The organism is Nocardiopsis baichengensis YIM 90130, assembly GCF_000341205.1.
Classification (GTDB): Bacteria; Actinomycetota; Actinomycetes; order Streptosporangiales; family Streptosporangiaceae; genus Nocardiopsis_A; species Nocardiopsis_A halophila.
In genome coordinates, this window is the sequence record NZ_ANAS01000025.1 from 194,823 (window position 1) to 210,793 (window position 15,971).

Sequence of the window (15,971 nt, forward strand, 5' to 3'; positions counted from 1 at the left end):
TAAGGCCGACTTCCCCGAGATCAACGACAGGGGCTCAGTCCTCGTCGGACAGCCGGCGCTCCACTTCCCGGGCCCGCGGCGAGCCGCCTTCGCGGTAGATCTCCAGCGCCCGCCGCAGCTGGCCTTCGGCCTCGGACCGCAGGTTCATCCGCTCCATCGCCCGGGCCAGGTCCTCGCGGGCCTCGGCCTCGTAGTAGGTGGCGTCCAGCTTCTTCAGGGACTCGGCGGCTTCCGTGAGGACGCCGACCGCCTCGGGAACCCTCCCCGCCCCCAAGTGCAGGCGCCCCAGGCTCGCCTGCACACGCCCCGCCATGCGGACGTCGGGATCGGGCAGGCCCAGGAAGCGCGCGAGGGCGTCCTCCATGTCCGCACGGGCACGCTCCTCGCGGCCCGCCGCCGCATGGGCACAGCCGCGGAAGTACACGGCGAGCGCGCCGCCCCGGCGCCCGTTGTGGTCGTCGCCGAGAGTGGCGCACAGCGCCTCCGCCCGGTCGTAGGCGGACACGGCGGCACCGGGGTCGCTCCCTTCGAGGAGGCGACCGTGGAATTCGTTCGCCGAGGACTCCAGCATCACGTCGCCGACGTCGGGGGCGAGCGCGAGCGCGCGCTCCAGCTGCCGCCGCGCCTCCTCCCTGTCGCCCAGGTCGGTGAGCGGGCGCGACACGACGGTCCGCAGCCGCATCTCCGCCGCGGGGACGCCCGCCCTAGCGGCGGCGTCGGCTCCGGCCCGGCCGGTCTCCGCCCAGTCCTGCACGAAGCGGACGTTCATGTACAGCGCGGTCGCCATCTCCGCCGTCCGCCACACGATTCCGTCGAACCCGTCGGGCCCCTTGAGCCCGTCGCGCCCTGCCTCGACTCCGCGCCGGACGAGCCCGGTCAGTGTGCGCCGCTCGTGTTTGAGCCACGCGAGCGCGCGCGCCTTGGCCTTGCCGTCGCCTCCGAAGGGGTCGTCCCTCCCTGCGGTGAGAGCGTCGACATCGGTCGCCCGGGTGCGCGTGCCCATGACGGCCAGGTCGGCGAAGGCCAGGCGCGCCAGGAACCGCTCCGCCATCGCCTCCAGCGCCGCACGCCGGCTCCGTGTGCCGTCCGACTCCGCTCCCCGGTCCCGCGCGTCGGCGGCGATGAGCGGGTGCCGGAAGCGGTACCGCCCGACGTGCTCGGAGACCAGCAGGTTGGCATCCACCAGTTCCGCGAGCAGGGGCCGGGCATCGCCGCCCTGGGCGACCGCTTCGGCGGTCGGCACCTCGAAGTCCTCCCCCGGCCATTCGCCCAGGGCCCGGTACAGCGCGGCGGCCCGATCCGACAGGCGCTCGTAGGAGATCCCGAAAGCCGCGGACAATGTGTGCGCCCCCAGACCGATCGCGGCCAGCCTGCGCTTCTCGTCGCCGAGCTCCGCCAGGAGCCCGGCGGTGTCGCCCGACCTCCGGAGCCGCGCGCCGACCATGACCAGGGCGAGCGGGAGGCCGTCGCAGGCCTCGGCGAGCCGGTCGACGTCGGGGTCGGCGGGGTCGAGCCCCGGGCACACCCGGCAGAGCAGCTCCCGGGCGGCCTCCGCTCCCAGCGGGTCGAGCACCATGTGGACGGCCCCTTCCGGGCCGAATTCGAGTTCGGCGAGGGAGGGCCCGTCGCTGCTGGCCAGAAGCGCGCCTCCGGGCCCGGCGGGGATGAGGGGCCGGACCTGTGCCGGCTCCTGCGCCCCTTCGACGACGACGAGGACCGGGGCCTCGGCGGTGAGGGCGCGGAACTCGGCCACCCGCGCCTCGAAGGTGTCCGGGAGGAACCGGTCCCGGACGCCGAGGTCGCGTAGGCACTCCGTCACGGCCTGGTCGGGGTCGGACCGGGCGCCGGTCCCCGCGGGCGGGTACTCGTAGTACACCCGTCCTCCCGGGAACATGTGCTCGAGGCGGTGCGCCGCCTGCCTGAGGAGCGAGGACTTGCCCACCCCGGGCGGCCCCTCGTAGACGAGCACCCCCGATCCCGCGGAGCCCTCGAACATGCGGGTCATGCCGTCCAGCTCGCTCGTCCTGTCGACGAACACACCGGGAGCGGGCGGAACATTGGCGGGACGGCGCTTGCGGCCTCCGGGCCCGCCACCGTCCCCGCCTTCGGACCTGCCTCCGAAACCGCCCGCACCGACGTGGACGTCTCCGTACACCGCGCCGACCTGGACCACGTTCTCGGCACGGCCCGACTGCTCGTTCCGCACAGCGGGCGTACCCGTGCGCTCGTCCGAACGCTCTCCCTGCGCCTCGCGCGCCTCGCGCACCTCGCGCGCCGTGGGGTCGTCGAGGCCCTCCGGCCCGTCCTCGCCACCCTGCCGCATAGCGCTCCTTCGGGGGGTCCTCCGCTGGGGCATGGCACCGATTCCGCCTCAATGGCCGCATCGGCCGGGAATCCAGGGCGACCTTACCTCGGAGGCACACCTTGGTCGCGGGTCGTGACCGCATCGCGCCAGCGGCCGGGCTTCCGCGCGCGCTCGGGCATCACCTCATCGACCGACTTTCCTGTGCCGTCCCTTCACGCGACCTCCGAACCTCCTCCACGTGCCGTCTCCGTGTGCCGTCCCCCGCTCCGTGTGCCCTCCCTCCGCCCGCACCCGCGAGGAGGCCTTGATGCCCCTTCTCCCGCACGGCGCCCACGCCCCCGGCTCCGTCCCGCACGCGCTGGACGGGCACCTCATGCTCCAGGTCAAGAGGGTCGACCCCGCCCCGTTCGACGACGTCTCCCCCGTCGACGGGGGCCTGGTCTTCTGCGGGCTCAAGGCCGCCGAGAACAAGGCCGCGGTCCTGCGCGATCGGCCCTTCACCGGCCCCGTCCTGATCGATCCGTCCGCGTACGAGAAGCACGTCGCCACCCCCGACCGCCCCTTCGACGCCGGAGAGGCCTCCCTGATGGCCGCGGACGGCCTGGAGGAGCAGCTGGAACGCCAGCGCATGCAGGGGGCGACCATGGCCGTCACCCCCACGGCCCTGCTCTCGGCGGGCGACCTCGCATCGCTCGAAGCCGTGGCCGAACGGGCACTGGAGATCAGCGACGACGACGTGCTGCTCTCCCTGCCCGTCGACGCGCGCTGGCTGCGCGCCCCGCACCACCACGACCTGATCTCGATGCTCCGCCAGGTCCCCCTCCCCAAGGCGCTCGTCCTGTGCGCGACCCACGACCCGCTCTCGACCGCCGAGGCGGCGGCCAACCTCAGGGAGGTCGTCTCGTCGGTCCCGGGGATCGGCCTGCTCCGCTCGGACCTGGCCGCCCTGGACGCCATGGTCCACGGCGCCGGTTTCGCCTCCATCGGCGACTCCGCCTCCGCCCGGCACGGCCCCACCCCCGACCGCCGGGGCCCCGGCCCCCGCAGGCGCGACCCGGCCGTCCTGCTCCCCCGCGCGCTGAGCTACCACTACGGCGAGACCATCGCCACCGCGTTCGACGGCGCCGAGGCCCCCCTGTGCCCCTGTGGGGCGTGCCTGGAGTGGGGCGCCGCCAACGGGTCGGCCGACGGCCGGCGCCCGCTCACCACGTTCACCGACGCGGTCGACACCCACGGCGCCCACCGGCACAACCACGCGGTCTGGTCGGCGCTGTGGGAGTGGATCATGCGCGCCGCCGACGAGGCCGATGCCAAGGAGCGGTGGCAGAAGTACTGCCGGCGGGCCCTGACCGAGATCGCAGGGCTCAATGAGGCCGCGGGACGCCCCGGGCGCACGTTCGGGCCCTCGGCCGCGCTACGCGTCTGGGCGGGAGGCGAGCCGCGCCGCGGACGCCTCTGAGGCCAGGAGGCCCCGGCGCTCCGACGCCCCCAGCACCGTTTCGGCGAGCTTCCAGGCCACGGGGGTCCAGCGGCGCCGCGCGGGGGCCGGCGGGACGAGGAGGTGCACCCCCGTGCATCCGGTGCGGCCGCAGGCGTGCGCACCGCCCCCGTCCGTGCCGCTGCCCTCCGCACCGCACCCGCGTGTCCCGAGGCCGATTCCGTAGTAGTCGGCCTCGGCGGCCGCGACGGTCTCGTCCTTAGGGCGGCGACCGGCGATCGCGGCGCGCGCGCAGGTCGGGGGGAAGCGTCCCGCACGGCGGAGCGCGGTGTGCCAGTGGGGCGACTCGACCACGGCGAGCTCTACGCGCAGGGGCGTCGCGGCGCGGCGGACGACGTACCCGCCCTGCCTGCTCACCGCCGTCGCCGGGGCGGCCCGCAAGAGACAGCGCTCCCGCTCGCTCAGGGCGCTCTCCGGAACCGGCTCCCCCAGGGGAAGGCCCATCAGCGCTTCGAGCACGCCCAGTCTCAGGATCGGCGGCTGCCCTGTTCTCGCCCGCCTGTCGAGCTCACCGGCATCCGCCCGGAAGAAGACCGTCGCGGGCACTCCGAGGACACGGAGCCGGGCATGGCGCAACGCGACCGCGCCCGTTCCCGGCTGCTCTGCTGAGGCGCCCAGCAGGGCGCGACCGAAGGCGAGGGCGGATTCGGCCTCGGTATCGGCTTCACCATCTGTCCGCACCGGCCCAAGTGTGCCGGATTGCTCCCGCACCCGCGGGGGATTCCGGCAAGCCTGCACCGGGGCCCACGCCACGCCCGGTCCGGCGCCCCCGGCGGTGCGCAGGTGGCCCACGGTGCGGGATGGCTCTAGCATTACCGACCGTACGGCCGGTTCCGGCCGCGGACCGACCGCTCGGCGGCCCGGAACGGCCTGGTGCGACTCGGCACGGCCCTGCTCGGTGTCCGTTTCGCACATGCCGTCCCGACCGCATCCCCGCATCGTCCCGCACCCGTCCCACCGCGCCGTCGGCCCTTCCGCGCCCCCATGGGCGCGGGCACCGGCGACCGCGGTCCCGTGCCGCACACCGGCACCGCGACCCCGAGGCCCCGACAACCGTGACGTCCGACCCCGAGCCCCCTCCCGCAGCCGGCCGCTCCACCGGGCCTGCCGATGTTCCGGGCAGCGATCCCGCAGGCGGCCCCGCCTCCGCGATCAGGATCGGCTTTTTCCAGTTCGCCCCCGGGGCGCGCAGCGCGCGGGGGAACATCGCCGCCGTCCGCACGGCCCTCGACACCTACGGCGATGGCGGGGCGGAGGCGGCCGACGGGCTCGACGGCGCCGTCGTCGTCCTCCCCGAGTTCTTCCTCGGCCCCTACCGGAGTCCGGACGAGCGCTTCCCCGCCGACGGGCTGGCCGACCTGCTCCGCCCGCTCACCGAGGCCGCCGCCGACCGGCACCTGCGCCTGGTCGGCAGCCTGCCCGTGCGGTGCTCCCGGGGGTGGGTCAACCGGGCGGTCGCCATCGGTCCGCACGGGCCGTCCGCCGTCCACGACAAGGTGCGGCTGTTCGGCCCCGAGCGGGCCGCCTTCACCGCCGGCGGCGCCCGGCACCGGGTCGTCGACGTCGCCGGGCTGCCCTGCACGGTGCAGATCTGCATGGACATCGCCGACCCGGGCCCGGCACGGGCCGCGGCGGCCGAGGGCGCCGCGGCGGTCCTGAGCCCGTCGGCGGTGTCGGTGGACCTGCTGCGCATCCTCCACCGGGCGCGCGCCGTGGAGAACCAGGTGGTCAGCGTCTTCTGCAACCGGCACGGCACCGACCCCGACGGCACCGTCTACCTGGGTCGCAGCGCGATCTTCCTGCCCGACGGCACCGACGTGTCGGCCCCGGCCGACGCCGACGCCCTGGTCCTGCGGACCTTGCCGCCCGAGCGGCTGCGCTCCTGGTCCGACGCGCGCCGCTCACTGATCGGCGCCCCAGCGGGATAGGACACGCCGGAGCCCTCCGGGCCCCTCGCGGTACCGCCGCCCCGTGAGCCCCCGCACAGGCGCGGGGCGAAGTCGGCCTCCCGGGCCTCGCGGCCTGGTCGTGTCCCGCGATCGTCCCGGACCGTTCCGGGGACCGCCACGAGCGGTCGACGCCCGCCCCGGCCGGGCCGCAGTACCCGGGCCGCCGACTCGGGCGCCCCGGCTCAGCCGCGTTTGACCACCAGGCGGTCGCCGAGCACCAGGGCGTCCAGGTCCATCGCGAGAAAGGCGCGGCAGGCGTCGTCCGGCGTCTCGACGAGCGGCTCGTGCCTGCGGTTGAGGGAGGTGTTGAGCAGAACCGGCACCCCGGTGCGCGCGGCGAAGCACCGGAGCAGCAGGTCGCAGCGCTCGTCCTGGTCGCGGCGGACGGTCTGCACCCGGGCGCTGCCGTCGACGTGGGTCACCGCCGGGATCCGGGCGCGCCGCTCCGGCAGGACCGGGACGGCGAGCTCCATGAAGGGGGCGGGCCGGTCCAGGTCGAAGAAGTCGGCGGCCCGCTCCTGGAGCACCATCGGGGCCGGCGGGCGGAACCACTCGCGCCGCTTCACCGACCCGTTGATCCGGGCGCTCATGCCGGGGCGCCGGGGGTCGGCCAGGATGCTGCGGTGCCCCAGCGCCCGGGGGCCCAGCTCGGACCGCCCCTGCCACCAGCCGAGCACCTGGCCCGCGGCCAGCCGCTCCGCCGCCTCCTCGACCAGATCGGCCTCCGGCGGCCGGACGTGCCGCACGCGGTCGCCGAACCGGCGCAGCGCCGCATCGACCGCCTCCGGCGCATAGCGCGGCCCCAGGTAGGCGGTGCGCAGGGCGGTGTCGACCGGCAGGCCGCGCCGGCGCACCTCGTGCATCAGCTTGCCCAGGGCCTGGCCGTCGTCGCCCGGCGCGGGCACCACGAACACCTCGCCGAACGGCCCCTCGCGGACGATCCGGCCGTTGGCCACGCAGTTGAGCGCGACCCCGCCGGCCAGGCAGAGCCGGTCGCCGCCGACCAGCCGGTGCGCCCGGCGGACCAGGCCCAGCAGGATCTCCTCCAGCACGGCCTGGCCGGCGTGCGCGATGTCCATGTCGTCCCGTCCGAACCGCCCGGCCTGCACGGGCCGCCCGCGCGCGGCGGCGAAGGCGTCCCACACGGCCTGCTCGCGCGGGGCCGGGGCGGGCCACCCGAAGTACCACCGCCCCATCGTGTTGGCCAGCACCGCGCGGGTGAAGCGCGGGTCCACCCGGTAGGTGCCGTCGGCGGCGGTCCCGGCCCACTCTCGCACCAGCTCCGTGAAGCGCGAGGGCCGCCCGTGGGCGGCCAGCGCCATGGTGGTGCCCTCCTCGTGCATCCGGCCCGCACCGGCCAGCGCGCCGACCGCCGTGTAGAAGTGGCCGAGCGAGTCGGCGACGAAGCCCCCGTCGGCGGTGGAGAGCCGCTCCACCGGCTCCAGGCCGTCCGGTCCCGCCCGCCATAGGGAGGTCCCGGTGAGCAGGCCCCCGCAGTCGCCCTGGCCGTCCACCACGAGCACCGCCGCGTCGGGCAGACCGGAGGCGTAGAAGGTGCTCGCGGCGTGGAAGAGGTGGTGCCCCTCGCGGACCAGACCGCCGGAGTTGTCCACCGCGCGGTCGCCGGGACCGCCGAAGAACGCCCGGTAGCCCGGCAGGGAGCGCAGGTGCCGGTAGGCCAGGCGGGAGTCCCAGCTGTGCTTGCGCCGGTCGCCGACGCGCTCGGAGGCCAGCGCGGTGATCTCCCCTGCGGGGTCCAGCAGGGCCGCGCCCCCGTCGTGCCACGAGCTGGCGTGGGTGTGCACCAGGGCATACGGGACCGGGCCCGCGGCCGGCTCCCCTCCGCCGCCGCTCAGGCGGTGAATCCCAGGGAAGCGACGAATGTGAACTGCGGCGACCTGTTCTCCAGGCGGACGACCACGAAATCGTCGTACAGGCCCGGGGGAACCTCGGTGTCGACGCGCACCCGGACACTCACCCGCGCCGGAAACGCGACACCGGAAAGATCGACGGGAACATTGATCTTATTATTGTCGGCACTCGTCAGAAGAGCGCTCGAAAGAAGGGTCTCGGTGAAGTGGTTCGGCTGGTCCTCTTCGTAGAGGATCACGGTGACGGCGTGCCCCGGATATCCGGCGAACGTCGCCACGTCCTCGGTCCTCAGGCGCAGTGCGGTGGTGTCGGGGCCGCTCGGGTCGGTCTTGGCCAGAGTGAGCGGGAGCTCCATGGCGAGGCCGGAGTACGCCGCGTCCCCGTAAACACCCGGCTCGTCCCCGAGATGAATGCGGCCCTGCCACACGAGTTCCGCTTGAGCGCTGTGCATGCACCCTCCTCGCCGATTCGCGGAGACGCATCGTAGCACCGGGGGAACGATTCATTTATAGAGGCTTTCCTCCCTCCCCGAATTTCCTTCTCCGGACGGAAGTGCGCTCCTGCACCTCCTTTCGCCTTCCTCTCCCCTGGCGCGCACCGCGGACGGCCGCGGCGGTGCGGAGCGCCCGCCGGGCGGCCCGGAGGGCCGAGCTGGCCGGTTCGTGCCACCGCGGCGGGCGCGAGGGGGCCGCGAGCCGGGGCACGATGGTCGGTGACGTCCCCTTTGGCAGCGCCCCACCGGAAGGACGAGCCGTGCACGTCTCCGCCCTCCTCGAATTCGACGCCGTCCCCCTGGACACCGGCGACGAGGTCACGGTCCTGCTCGACATCACCGCCCCCGAGCGCCCCGGGGGCGGGCGCCGCCCGCCCTCGACACTGCAGGTGGTGCTGGACCGCAGCGGGTCGATGCACTCCGGGCGCAAGCTCGAAGGGGCGGTGCGGGCGCTGATGGCGCTGGTGGACCGCCTGGACCCGGCCGACCGCTTCGGCGTGGTGGTCTTCTCCGACCAGGCCCAGGCGCTGGTCCCGGCGGCGCCGCTGACCGACAAGGCCGCGGTCAAGGAGCGGATCCGCGGTCTTCGGGCCGGCGGCTCCACGGACCTGTCCAGCGGGCTGCTGCGGGGCGTGCAGGAGGCGCGGCGGGCCTCGGCGGACCGGGGCGCCACGCTGCTGCTCATCTCCGACGGGCACGCCAACCAGGGGGTGACCGACCACGACCGGCTGGCGGGGATCGCCCGGACCGCCTACGCCTCCGGGGTCGCCACCACCACCGTGGGCTACGGGCTGGGGTACGACGAGGAGCTGCTGGGGGCGGTGGCCGACGGCGGGGCGGGCGACGCCCTGTTCGCCGAGGACCCCGACACCGCGCTGGGTCTGCTGCAGGGGGAGGTCGACCACCTGCTGGCCAAGACGGCGCAGGCCGCGTCGCTGCGGGTGCGGGTCGGCCCCCGGGTGGGGTCGGTCGAGCCGCTGGGCGGCCTGCCCTCCGACCGGCTCCCCGGAGGGGACGTCGTGGTGGAGCTCGGGGACTTCTACTCGGGGGAGCACCGGCGGCTGCTGCTGCGGATGGACGTGGGCGGCATCACCGACCCGGGGCCGACGACCGTGGCGGCCCTGGAGGTCACCTACGTCGACCCGGCGGAGCTGGAGACCTACACGGTGACGCTCCCGGTGCCGGTGAACGCCGTGCCCGGCGACGAGGCGGCGTCCCGCATCGCCGACCCCGCCGTGAGCACCGAGAAGGCCTACCAGAAGGCGCAGGAGGCGAAACGGCGGGCGAGCGACGCGCTGCGGCGGGGCGACCGCGGCGGGGCGGCGGCCGAGCTGGAGGGCGCACGGCAGGAGCTGAGCTCGCACATGGGCGCCGCGCCCGAGGCCCTCGCCCGCCAGGTGGCCGACCAGATCGCCGAGCTGGACCTGCTGGCCAGGAGCGCGCGCACGGACGACACGGCGCGCGCGGCCAAGGCGACGTACATGAGCGGGCACAGCCAGAGCAGGAAGAGGGGCACCCGGCAGCAGGCCTACGGCGAGGCCGTGCCGTTCCCGCCGGACGACGCCGCGCCCGGCGGGAGGACGGCGTGCGGGCGCCTGCGCTCGTCCCTGGTGGGCCTGGCGATCGGCGACGGCTTCGGGGAGTGGCACTTCTCCCCGGCGGTGGCACGGAACGCCGCGGGGGAGCTGCCCCCCGCGCCCTGGCGCTGGACGGACGACACCCTCATGGCGTGCTCCATCGCCGACGTGCTGCTGCGGGCGGGGCGGGTGGACGGCGATGTGCTCGCCCGGTCGTTCGCCGAGCACTACGACCCGGAGCGCAAGTACGGCGCGGCGACGCGGGAACTGCTGGAGCGGGTCCGCGAGGGGGCCGACTGGAAGGAGCTGGCCGACGCCCAGTTCGGCGGCGGCGGTTCCTGGGGGAACGGGGCCGCGATGCGGGTGGCGCCCCTGGGGGCGTACTTCGCCGGCGACCTCGCGCGCGCGAGAGACGAGGCGGCGCGGTCGGCCAGAGTGACGCACACCCACGACGAGGGGGTCGCCGGGGCGGTGGCCGTGGCGGTCGCCGCGTCGGCGGCCGCGGGGATCCGGGGCCTGGACGGGGAACAGCTCCTGGAGGCCGCGATCGAGCAGACGCCCGGGGGCCAGGTGCGCGAGGGGCTGATCCACGCCCGGAACCTGATGCAGGCGCCGTCCGACACCGCCGCCAGGGCGCTGGGCACGGGGTCGAGGGTGAGCGCACCCGACACGGTCCCGTTCGCGCTGTGGACGGCGGCGACCCGGCTGGACGACTACGAGGCGACAGTGCGCACCTGTGCGGAGGCCGGGGGCGACCGCGACACGACGTCGGCAATCGCGGGCGGTGTCGCCGCCGCGCGCACCGGGATCGAGGGGATCCCCGACCGGTGGCGCGACCGCGCCGAGCCCCTTCCGGACTGGGTCGGCCGCTGAACGCCGACCCGCCTCCTATAGGGTCTCTCGCCGCACATGCGAGGCGCCGTGGAAGCGCCCTCGCCCCGCACCGCAACAGGGAGCCGTCGCAGGCCGTGTCCGAACCGTACGTGGGAATCATCGTCGCCGTCCTGGGAATCGCCGGCACCCTCGGGTCGGCCGTGTTCACGCAGATCCTGGCGGCCCGGGCCCGCCTGGCGGAGATCGACCGGGAGCAGCAGGCCCGCGCCGCCGACCACGAGCGCCAGCAGGCCGACGCGGCGATGGCCACCCGCCGCGCGTCCTACATCGCCTTCAACGCCGAGGCGCGCCACTTCCACGCCCAGATCCGCCACTGCACGCACGCCCTGCACGGCCAGGAGCGCCCGGACGACCCGTGGGCGGCCCTGGACGAGGCGCGGAAGGCCTTCGTGGAGGACTACTCCGAGATCCAGCTCACGGCGCCCGACCGCGTCCTGGTCGCCGCGGGCGACGTCAATTCCGAGTTGAACTGGCTCTACGGGATGGTCCGCCGACTGAACGACGGCCTCGAACACGAGGAGGAGTCCGTCGAGCGCGCCCAGCGGGAGCTGCAGAACCTGTGGGGCGATCTGGACGTCCTGCGCACCCTCATGCGCCAAGACCTCGGCGTCACGGCGGACGACGCCGCCCATGACACCGCCCACGGCCTCGACGGCCCGCCCGACCGCACCCCGCTGCCCGCCCCGCCGACACGGCCGCCCGGCAGGGGCCTCAGGCCGACTTCTCGGGGAACCTCTCCTCGTTGATGGCGACCTTCTCCTTGAGGGCCTCCTCCAGGTCCACGCCGAGGACCGTGGACATGCGCAGCAGGTAGCTGAGGACGTCGGCCATCTCCATGCGGACCGCATGGGCCTTGTCGGGGTCCTCCATCACGCGCCGGGCCTCGTCCTGCTCCAGCCACTGGAACGGCGGCCAACTCGCCCGCCTCCCCGGCCAGGGCCATGGCCAGGTTCTTGGGCGTATGGAAGCGCCCCCAGTCCCGGCGCTCGGCGAAGTCGGCGAGAAGGTCCTGCATGGATGAGATGCTCACGGACCCTTCTCTATCACCGATGGGGCCCACCGGAGGACGGCGGCCGTCGGGGGCCACCGCCCCTGGGACCACCGGCGCAGGCGGGGCCTTCAGCGCGCACGGGGCCGGGGGCGTCAGCCTTCACGGACTCCAGCCAGGAAGGCGCTCCACTCGGCGGGCGGGAAGGCTAGGACAGCGGCCTCAGGGAACTTGGAGTCGCGGACCCCCGTGGCCCCGGGGAGGTCGGCCACCTCGACGCAGTTCTCACGCCCACCGCTGTAGCTGCTCTTGCGCCAGGCTTGCTTGGAGACCTCAACGCAGTTCTCGCTGGCGCCGCTACAGCTGCTCTTGCGCCACCCGCGCCGTTCAATCACTCGGCTCACTCTTCTAGGGACTCGATCACCTTGTCGATCAGGCTAAGTGAACCAGCTGGGCTCAATGCCGCCGACTGAGCCCTGCCCATCATGGATACGACCCGAACGACCGCGGCGGCACCACCGTCTGGGCCGTCTTCGAATCCCCGCTCTTCCCCAGGCCCACCACCGCCTGAGCGGGCCCCGCCTTCACCGTCCCCCTTTCCTTCTTCTCCTTCTTCTCCACTGCCTCCGGGCGAGAGCTCCGCCCCGCGCGTTAGCCTCGCGTCGTGACGCGATCCCGCTTCTCCCCCGAGGACCTCCGCTCCGCCACCGACCCCGCCCGGTTCACGCGCGGGCTGCGCTATTTCGAGTCCGGACGCGTCCAACGCCTCCGCACCGCCCCCGGCCAGGTCACCGCGATCGTCTCGGGTACCAGGCCGTACCGCGTGACCCTCCGCCCCACCGGCGCAGGGCTCCCTCACGCGGACTGCACCTGCCCCTTGGGCCGGGACGGTGCCCCCTGGTGCAAGCACGCCATCGCCACGGCCCTGGCATGGATCGATGCCGAACAGCCCGACCTCCCCGAGCCCGCAACAGGAGGTACCGGGGGGACCGGTCCGGCTCTGAAGGACTTCCTCTCGGCTCAGGAACCCGAATGGCTCGTCGATCAACTCCTCGACTTCGCCGATGACGACCCGGTCGTGCTGGCCCGCCTGCAAGCCGCCGGAGGCATGGCCGAGGCCCTGGAGACCGCGTACGCGGAGCTCGAAGAGGCCATCGTGGAATTCACCCCGGACGAGGGCTGGGACACCGAGGAGAGCGGAACGCACCGTCTCCGGCGGGCGATCGACACGTTGGACGTCCTCGCCGACTACGGCTACGGGGAGGAGGCCGCCCGGCTCGCCACCGATGCCCTCGGCCTCTACGACGACGTGCTCCACGGCTACGAGGACGCGTTGAGCGATCGCCTGCGGGAGCTGGCCGAGCCGCACCACGTCGACGACTGAGCTTTACAGAGGGGGCAGGCCCTACCCCCGACTTTCGCGGCGGACGAGGCCGCTGCCCCGATCGATCGTGGTGGAATCGCCACGCGATGTGCGATCGCGTGGCGATTCCACCACGATCGATGGCCGGGGCCGTTCTCCGGACGGACGGCCGCAGGGGGTGCGCGGGCCCCGGGCCGCCGTCTGCGACCGGATTCACGTCGCGCGGCGGGTGGCAGGCGAGTGGCCGCGAGCGGTAGACCGGGGGCATGGCCGACACTTCTCTCAACGGGCCCGACCGCGCACCCGTGGTGATGGGCGGGGAGCCGGGGTCCTACGCCCGGAGTGTGCTCACCGAGCGCCACCCCGCGCTGATCGCCAAGGTCCGCGACGCCCACCCCTATACGCCGGCGCAGCGGGGCCGCCTCGATCTGCTGCTCGAAGAGATCACCTCCGGAAACGTCCAGCCCCTGCGGCCCGAGGCCCACGACCGCGCGGCGTGGGTCTCCTGGGGGATGGACGAGCACACCGGTGTCCCCTGGACCGACCTCCCCTTCCTCTGGGCCGAGAGCTACTTCTACCGGCGCCTCCTCGGGGCGGTCGGCTACTTCGCGCCCGGGCCCTGGCAGGGGGTGGACCCCTTCGAACCCTCCAAGAGCGCCGAGCTGCGCTCCGAAGAGGCCGACGAGGAACTGCGCGCCCTCGACACCGTCGCCGGCCTGCCCGAGGAGGAGCGGGACCGGGCCCTGCTGCTCTCCTCGCTCTGGGGCAACCGCGCGGACCTCGGATTCGCCCTGTCCCAGCAGGGCGGGACCGAGTCGGAGGCCGCGGGAGCGGCGGACGCGGGCAGGCCCGAGGCGGGGCTGATCGCCGACGAGAGCGGGCGCCTGTGGGACCTGCTCGGCGACGCCGAGCGGGTCTGCTTCGTCGCCGACAACGCCGCCCGTGAGCTGCTGCCCGACCTGGCCCTGATCGACCTCCTGCTCTCCACCCGGCGCGCCGGTTCGGTCGTCCTGCACCTCAAACCGCACCCCTACTTCGTCTCCGACGCGACCATGGCCGACGTCCTGGCCGCGCTCGGGCGCCTGCGCCGCGCCGGGGGCGAGGCGGCGGCGTGCGGCGAGCGGCTCCGCGAGGCCCTGCGCACCGGCGCGCTCATCGTGCGCGCCCACCCCTTCTCCTGTGCGCCCCTGCCGTACTCGGCCATGCCCGAGGACCTGGAGACCGACTTCGGCGCCGCCTCCCTCACCGTGCTCAAGGGCGACCTGAACTACCGGCGCCTGGTCGGCGACCGCTGGTGGGACCCGGCCACCCCCTTCGCCGAGGCCGTGGGCGGCTTCCCCTCCCCTGTGGTCGCCCTGCGCACGGTCAAGTCCGACACCGTCGCCGGGCTGGACCCGGTGGTCGCCGCCGAGCTGGACGCCGGGGGCATCGGCTGGCGCACCAGTGGCAGCTACGCGGTGGTGCAGGCCGGCGGCTGAGAGGGCATCGGCGGAGCAGGGGCCGCGTCCGCTGGAGCGGCGTCACCTCCCGCGAGCGCGACCGCCCTCGCCGGGAGGCCTTCGGCGGCCCGACGGAGGCGCGATCCCTGGTCGACCCGGCCTGTGGCCGACGATGCCCGACCTCAGGCGCGGCACCCGTCCCGGCCCGGACGGGGAGGTTCGACCACTCCGGCGGACACCGTCGGGCAGGGGGGGCGTCGAAGCCCCCCGGCACGATGATCCAGGCGAACGTGCCGCCGTTCGCTGCCGTTCGCCGCCGTTCCTGCGAGGACGACCGCGCTCCCGCCTCGGTCATCGACGAGGCGGCGGCGGGCGGTCGAGTCGGGGCGAAGCACCCCGCCGACCGGCCCGGGGCGTCGCCCCCCCCCGCACGGCCCGAGCCGGGTGCGGGTCACGGCCCGGGCCCGGTGCCCAGGGCACCGGCCACCGCGCCGACCAGGACCTCGGGCCGCGCCAGGTCGTCCCACGTGGGCCGGAGCACGGTCGCCGTCGGACGGGCCGCCTCCAGCTCCTCGGCCAGGCGGGGCGGCACGGCCCCGACCGGGTCGACGATGAGCGGCCCCCTCCTCCACCACAGCGGGGCCCGTACCGCCCTGCCCGGCAGGGGGTCGCCGCCCTCGGCCGGCCCCTGCGGGTACAGGTCGTCGGGAGGGACCCCGGCGTCGGTGCACAGCAGGCGGATCCGGGTCTCCAGCGGGGTCGTCGCCCGCGGATCGGCCAGCCTCCACCACGGCTCGGACGCCTCGGCGCCTGGCCGACAGGCGTTGAGCGTCGGCTGGGCGAGCAGCTCCCGCCAGGGCAGCAGCCCCCGGTTGAGCGCCGAGTCCATGAGGGCGACGGCGGTGGCCCGGTCGGTGCACAGCACGGTGTCGCGCAGGGTCCGGCCCGGGGCGGTGACCCGCAGCCGGTCCTTGCGTGCGGCCTCGTGCCGGCCGACGAGCCGGGTGCCGATCCGCACCCCGGGCAGGTCCGGCGCCCCGCACGGGGCGGGCAGGGTGATGTGCACCTCCCGCCCGTTCCAGCGGGGAAGCCCCTTGATCCCCCACAGCCGCGCCGCGGTGGGCCCCGAGGCCACCGCCGCCGGCCCCAGGGCGAGTTGCGCGGCCTTGACCGCCCGCCGCAGCCGGACGCCGTCCGCGCCGCGCGCCCCCTCGGCCCCGGCCGACAGCGAGCGAACCGCGTAGACGTCGGGCAGGGCGATCACCCATTCCCGCCGGCGGAGGAGCCGGTGGATGCGGGTGTCGTCGAGCCCGCAGCTCAGCGCCTGGCGGTGGCTGATCAGCCCGTACTGGGCGGCGGCCGTGGTCATGACGTTGCTGATCTCGGTCTCTCGTATGCGCATGCCACGACTGTGCGCCCGCCGTCCCCGCAGCGGCGGACCGTTCTCCCCGCCTGTGGACAACCCTCCCCCTCGCGAGCGGTCCGGCGCCCCGCCCCACCCCTCTCTCGCGTTGACGCTTCTATGTCAAGCGGCCAGCGAGAGGGATTGTTGTTCGCGGGCCGTGCGCGCTGCCTTGTCGGCGCGCATGGCCC

The 15,971-nt window shown here is 74.8% G+C and carries 12 protein-coding genes and 1 pseudogene; 6 read left to right on the top strand and 7 right to left on the bottom strand.

Going from position 1 to position 15,971, the window contains the following annotated elements; translation table 11 throughout:
• Positions 1-34: 34 nt before the first annotated feature.
• Positions 35-2,323, bottom strand: coding sequence for an ATP-binding protein (locus C892_RS31875; protein ID WP_017558744.1), 2,289 nt, complete (start codon positions 2,321-2,323; stop codon positions 35-37).
• Positions 2,324-2,612: 289 nt separating this feature from the next.
• Between C892_RS31875 and C892_RS0120700 the strand changes: the two genes are divergently transcribed.
• Complete coding sequence (locus C892_RS0120700) at positions 2,613-3,764, top strand: hypothetical protein (protein WP_017558745.1); 1,152 nt, start codon at positions 2,613-2,615, stop codon at positions 3,762-3,764.
• Here C892_RS0120700 and C892_RS0120705 read toward each other — a convergent pair.
• The gene (locus tag C892_RS0120705; protein WP_239647464.1) at positions 3,720-4,484 is read right to left on the bottom strand and encodes a hypothetical protein; all 765 of its coding nucleotides are present in this window, start codon (positions 4,482-4,484) and stop codon (positions 3,720-3,722) included. The genes C892_RS0120700 and C892_RS0120705 overlap by 45 nt on opposite strands.
• Before the next feature lie 374 nt (positions 4,485-4,858).
• On the opposite strand from C892_RS0120705, the gene C892_RS0120710 reads away from it, so the two are divergent.
• Positions 4,859-5,731 carry a carbon-nitrogen hydrolase family protein gene (locus C892_RS0120710; RefSeq protein WP_017558747.1) on the top strand — a complete coding sequence of 291 codons (873 nt, stop codon included), beginning with the start codon at positions 4,859-4,861 and terminating at the stop codon, positions 5,729-5,731.
• Positions 5,732-5,934: 203 nt separating this feature from the next.
• Here the strand turns inward: C892_RS0120710 and C892_RS0120715 are convergent, their stop codons facing one another.
• Together C892_RS0120715 and C892_RS0120720 are read right to left on the bottom strand one after the other, a co-directional pair.
• Entirely contained in the window at positions 5,935-7,557 is a 1,623-nt protein-coding gene (locus tag C892_RS0120715; RefSeq protein ID WP_017558748.1) for a carbamoyltransferase family protein, read from the bottom strand.
• Positions 7,558-7,604: 47 nt separating this feature from the next.
• The gene (locus C892_RS0120720) at positions 7,605-8,075 is read right to left on the bottom strand and encodes a hypothetical protein (protein ID WP_017558749.1); all 471 of its coding nucleotides are present in this window, start codon (positions 8,073-8,075) and stop codon (positions 7,605-7,607) included.
• A 302-nt stretch (positions 8,076-8,377) separates the two neighbouring features.
• Here C892_RS0120720 and C892_RS0120725 point away from each other — a divergent pair, with 302 nt between their 5' ends.
• Together C892_RS0120725 and C892_RS0120730 are read left to right on the top strand one after the other, a co-directional pair.
• Positions 8,378-10,567, top strand: a complete 2,190-nt coding sequence (locus C892_RS0120725) for an ADP-ribosylglycohydrolase family protein (protein WP_017558750.1) — start codon at positions 8,378-8,380, stop codon at positions 10,565-10,567.
• Positions 10,568-10,662: 95 nt separating this feature from the next.
• A complete protein-coding gene (locus tag C892_RS0120730; protein WP_017558751.1) occupies positions 10,663-11,334 on the top strand; it encodes a hypothetical protein in 672 nt (223 codons plus the stop codon).
• Here the strand turns inward: C892_RS0120730 and C892_RS29325 are convergent.
• Together C892_RS29325 and C892_RS30800 are read right to left on the bottom strand one after the other, a co-directional pair.
• A pseudogene (locus tag C892_RS29325) lies at positions 11,300-11,603 on the bottom strand (nucleotide pyrophosphohydrolase). The gene C892_RS0120730 and the pseudogene C892_RS29325 sit on opposite strands and share 35 nt — an antisense overlap.
• Before the next feature lie 128 nt (positions 11,604-11,731).
• Complete coding sequence (locus tag C892_RS30800) at positions 11,732-11,980, bottom strand: DUF397 domain-containing protein (protein WP_338040875.1); 249 nt, start codon at positions 11,978-11,980, stop codon at positions 11,732-11,734.
• 260 nt (positions 11,981-12,240) lie between these two features.
• Between C892_RS30800 and C892_RS0120745 the strand changes: the two genes are divergently transcribed.
• Complete coding sequence (locus C892_RS0120745; protein WP_017558754.1) at positions 12,241-12,960, top strand: SWIM zinc finger family protein; 720 nt, start codon at positions 12,241-12,243, stop codon at positions 12,958-12,960.
• 245 nt (positions 12,961-13,205) lie between these two features.
• Entirely contained in the window at positions 13,206-14,417 is a 1,212-nt protein-coding gene (locus C892_RS0120750) for a damage-control phosphatase ARMT1 family protein (protein ID WP_017558755.1), read from the top strand.
• A gap of 412 nt (positions 14,418-14,829) precedes the next feature.
• Here the strand turns inward: C892_RS0120750 and C892_RS0120755 are convergent, their stop codons facing one another.
• The gene (locus C892_RS0120755) at positions 14,830-15,780 is read right to left on the bottom strand and encodes a hypothetical protein (protein WP_017558756.1); all 951 of its coding nucleotides are present in this window, start codon (positions 15,778-15,780) and stop codon (positions 14,830-14,832) included.
• Positions 15,781-15,971 lie beyond the last annotated feature (191 nt).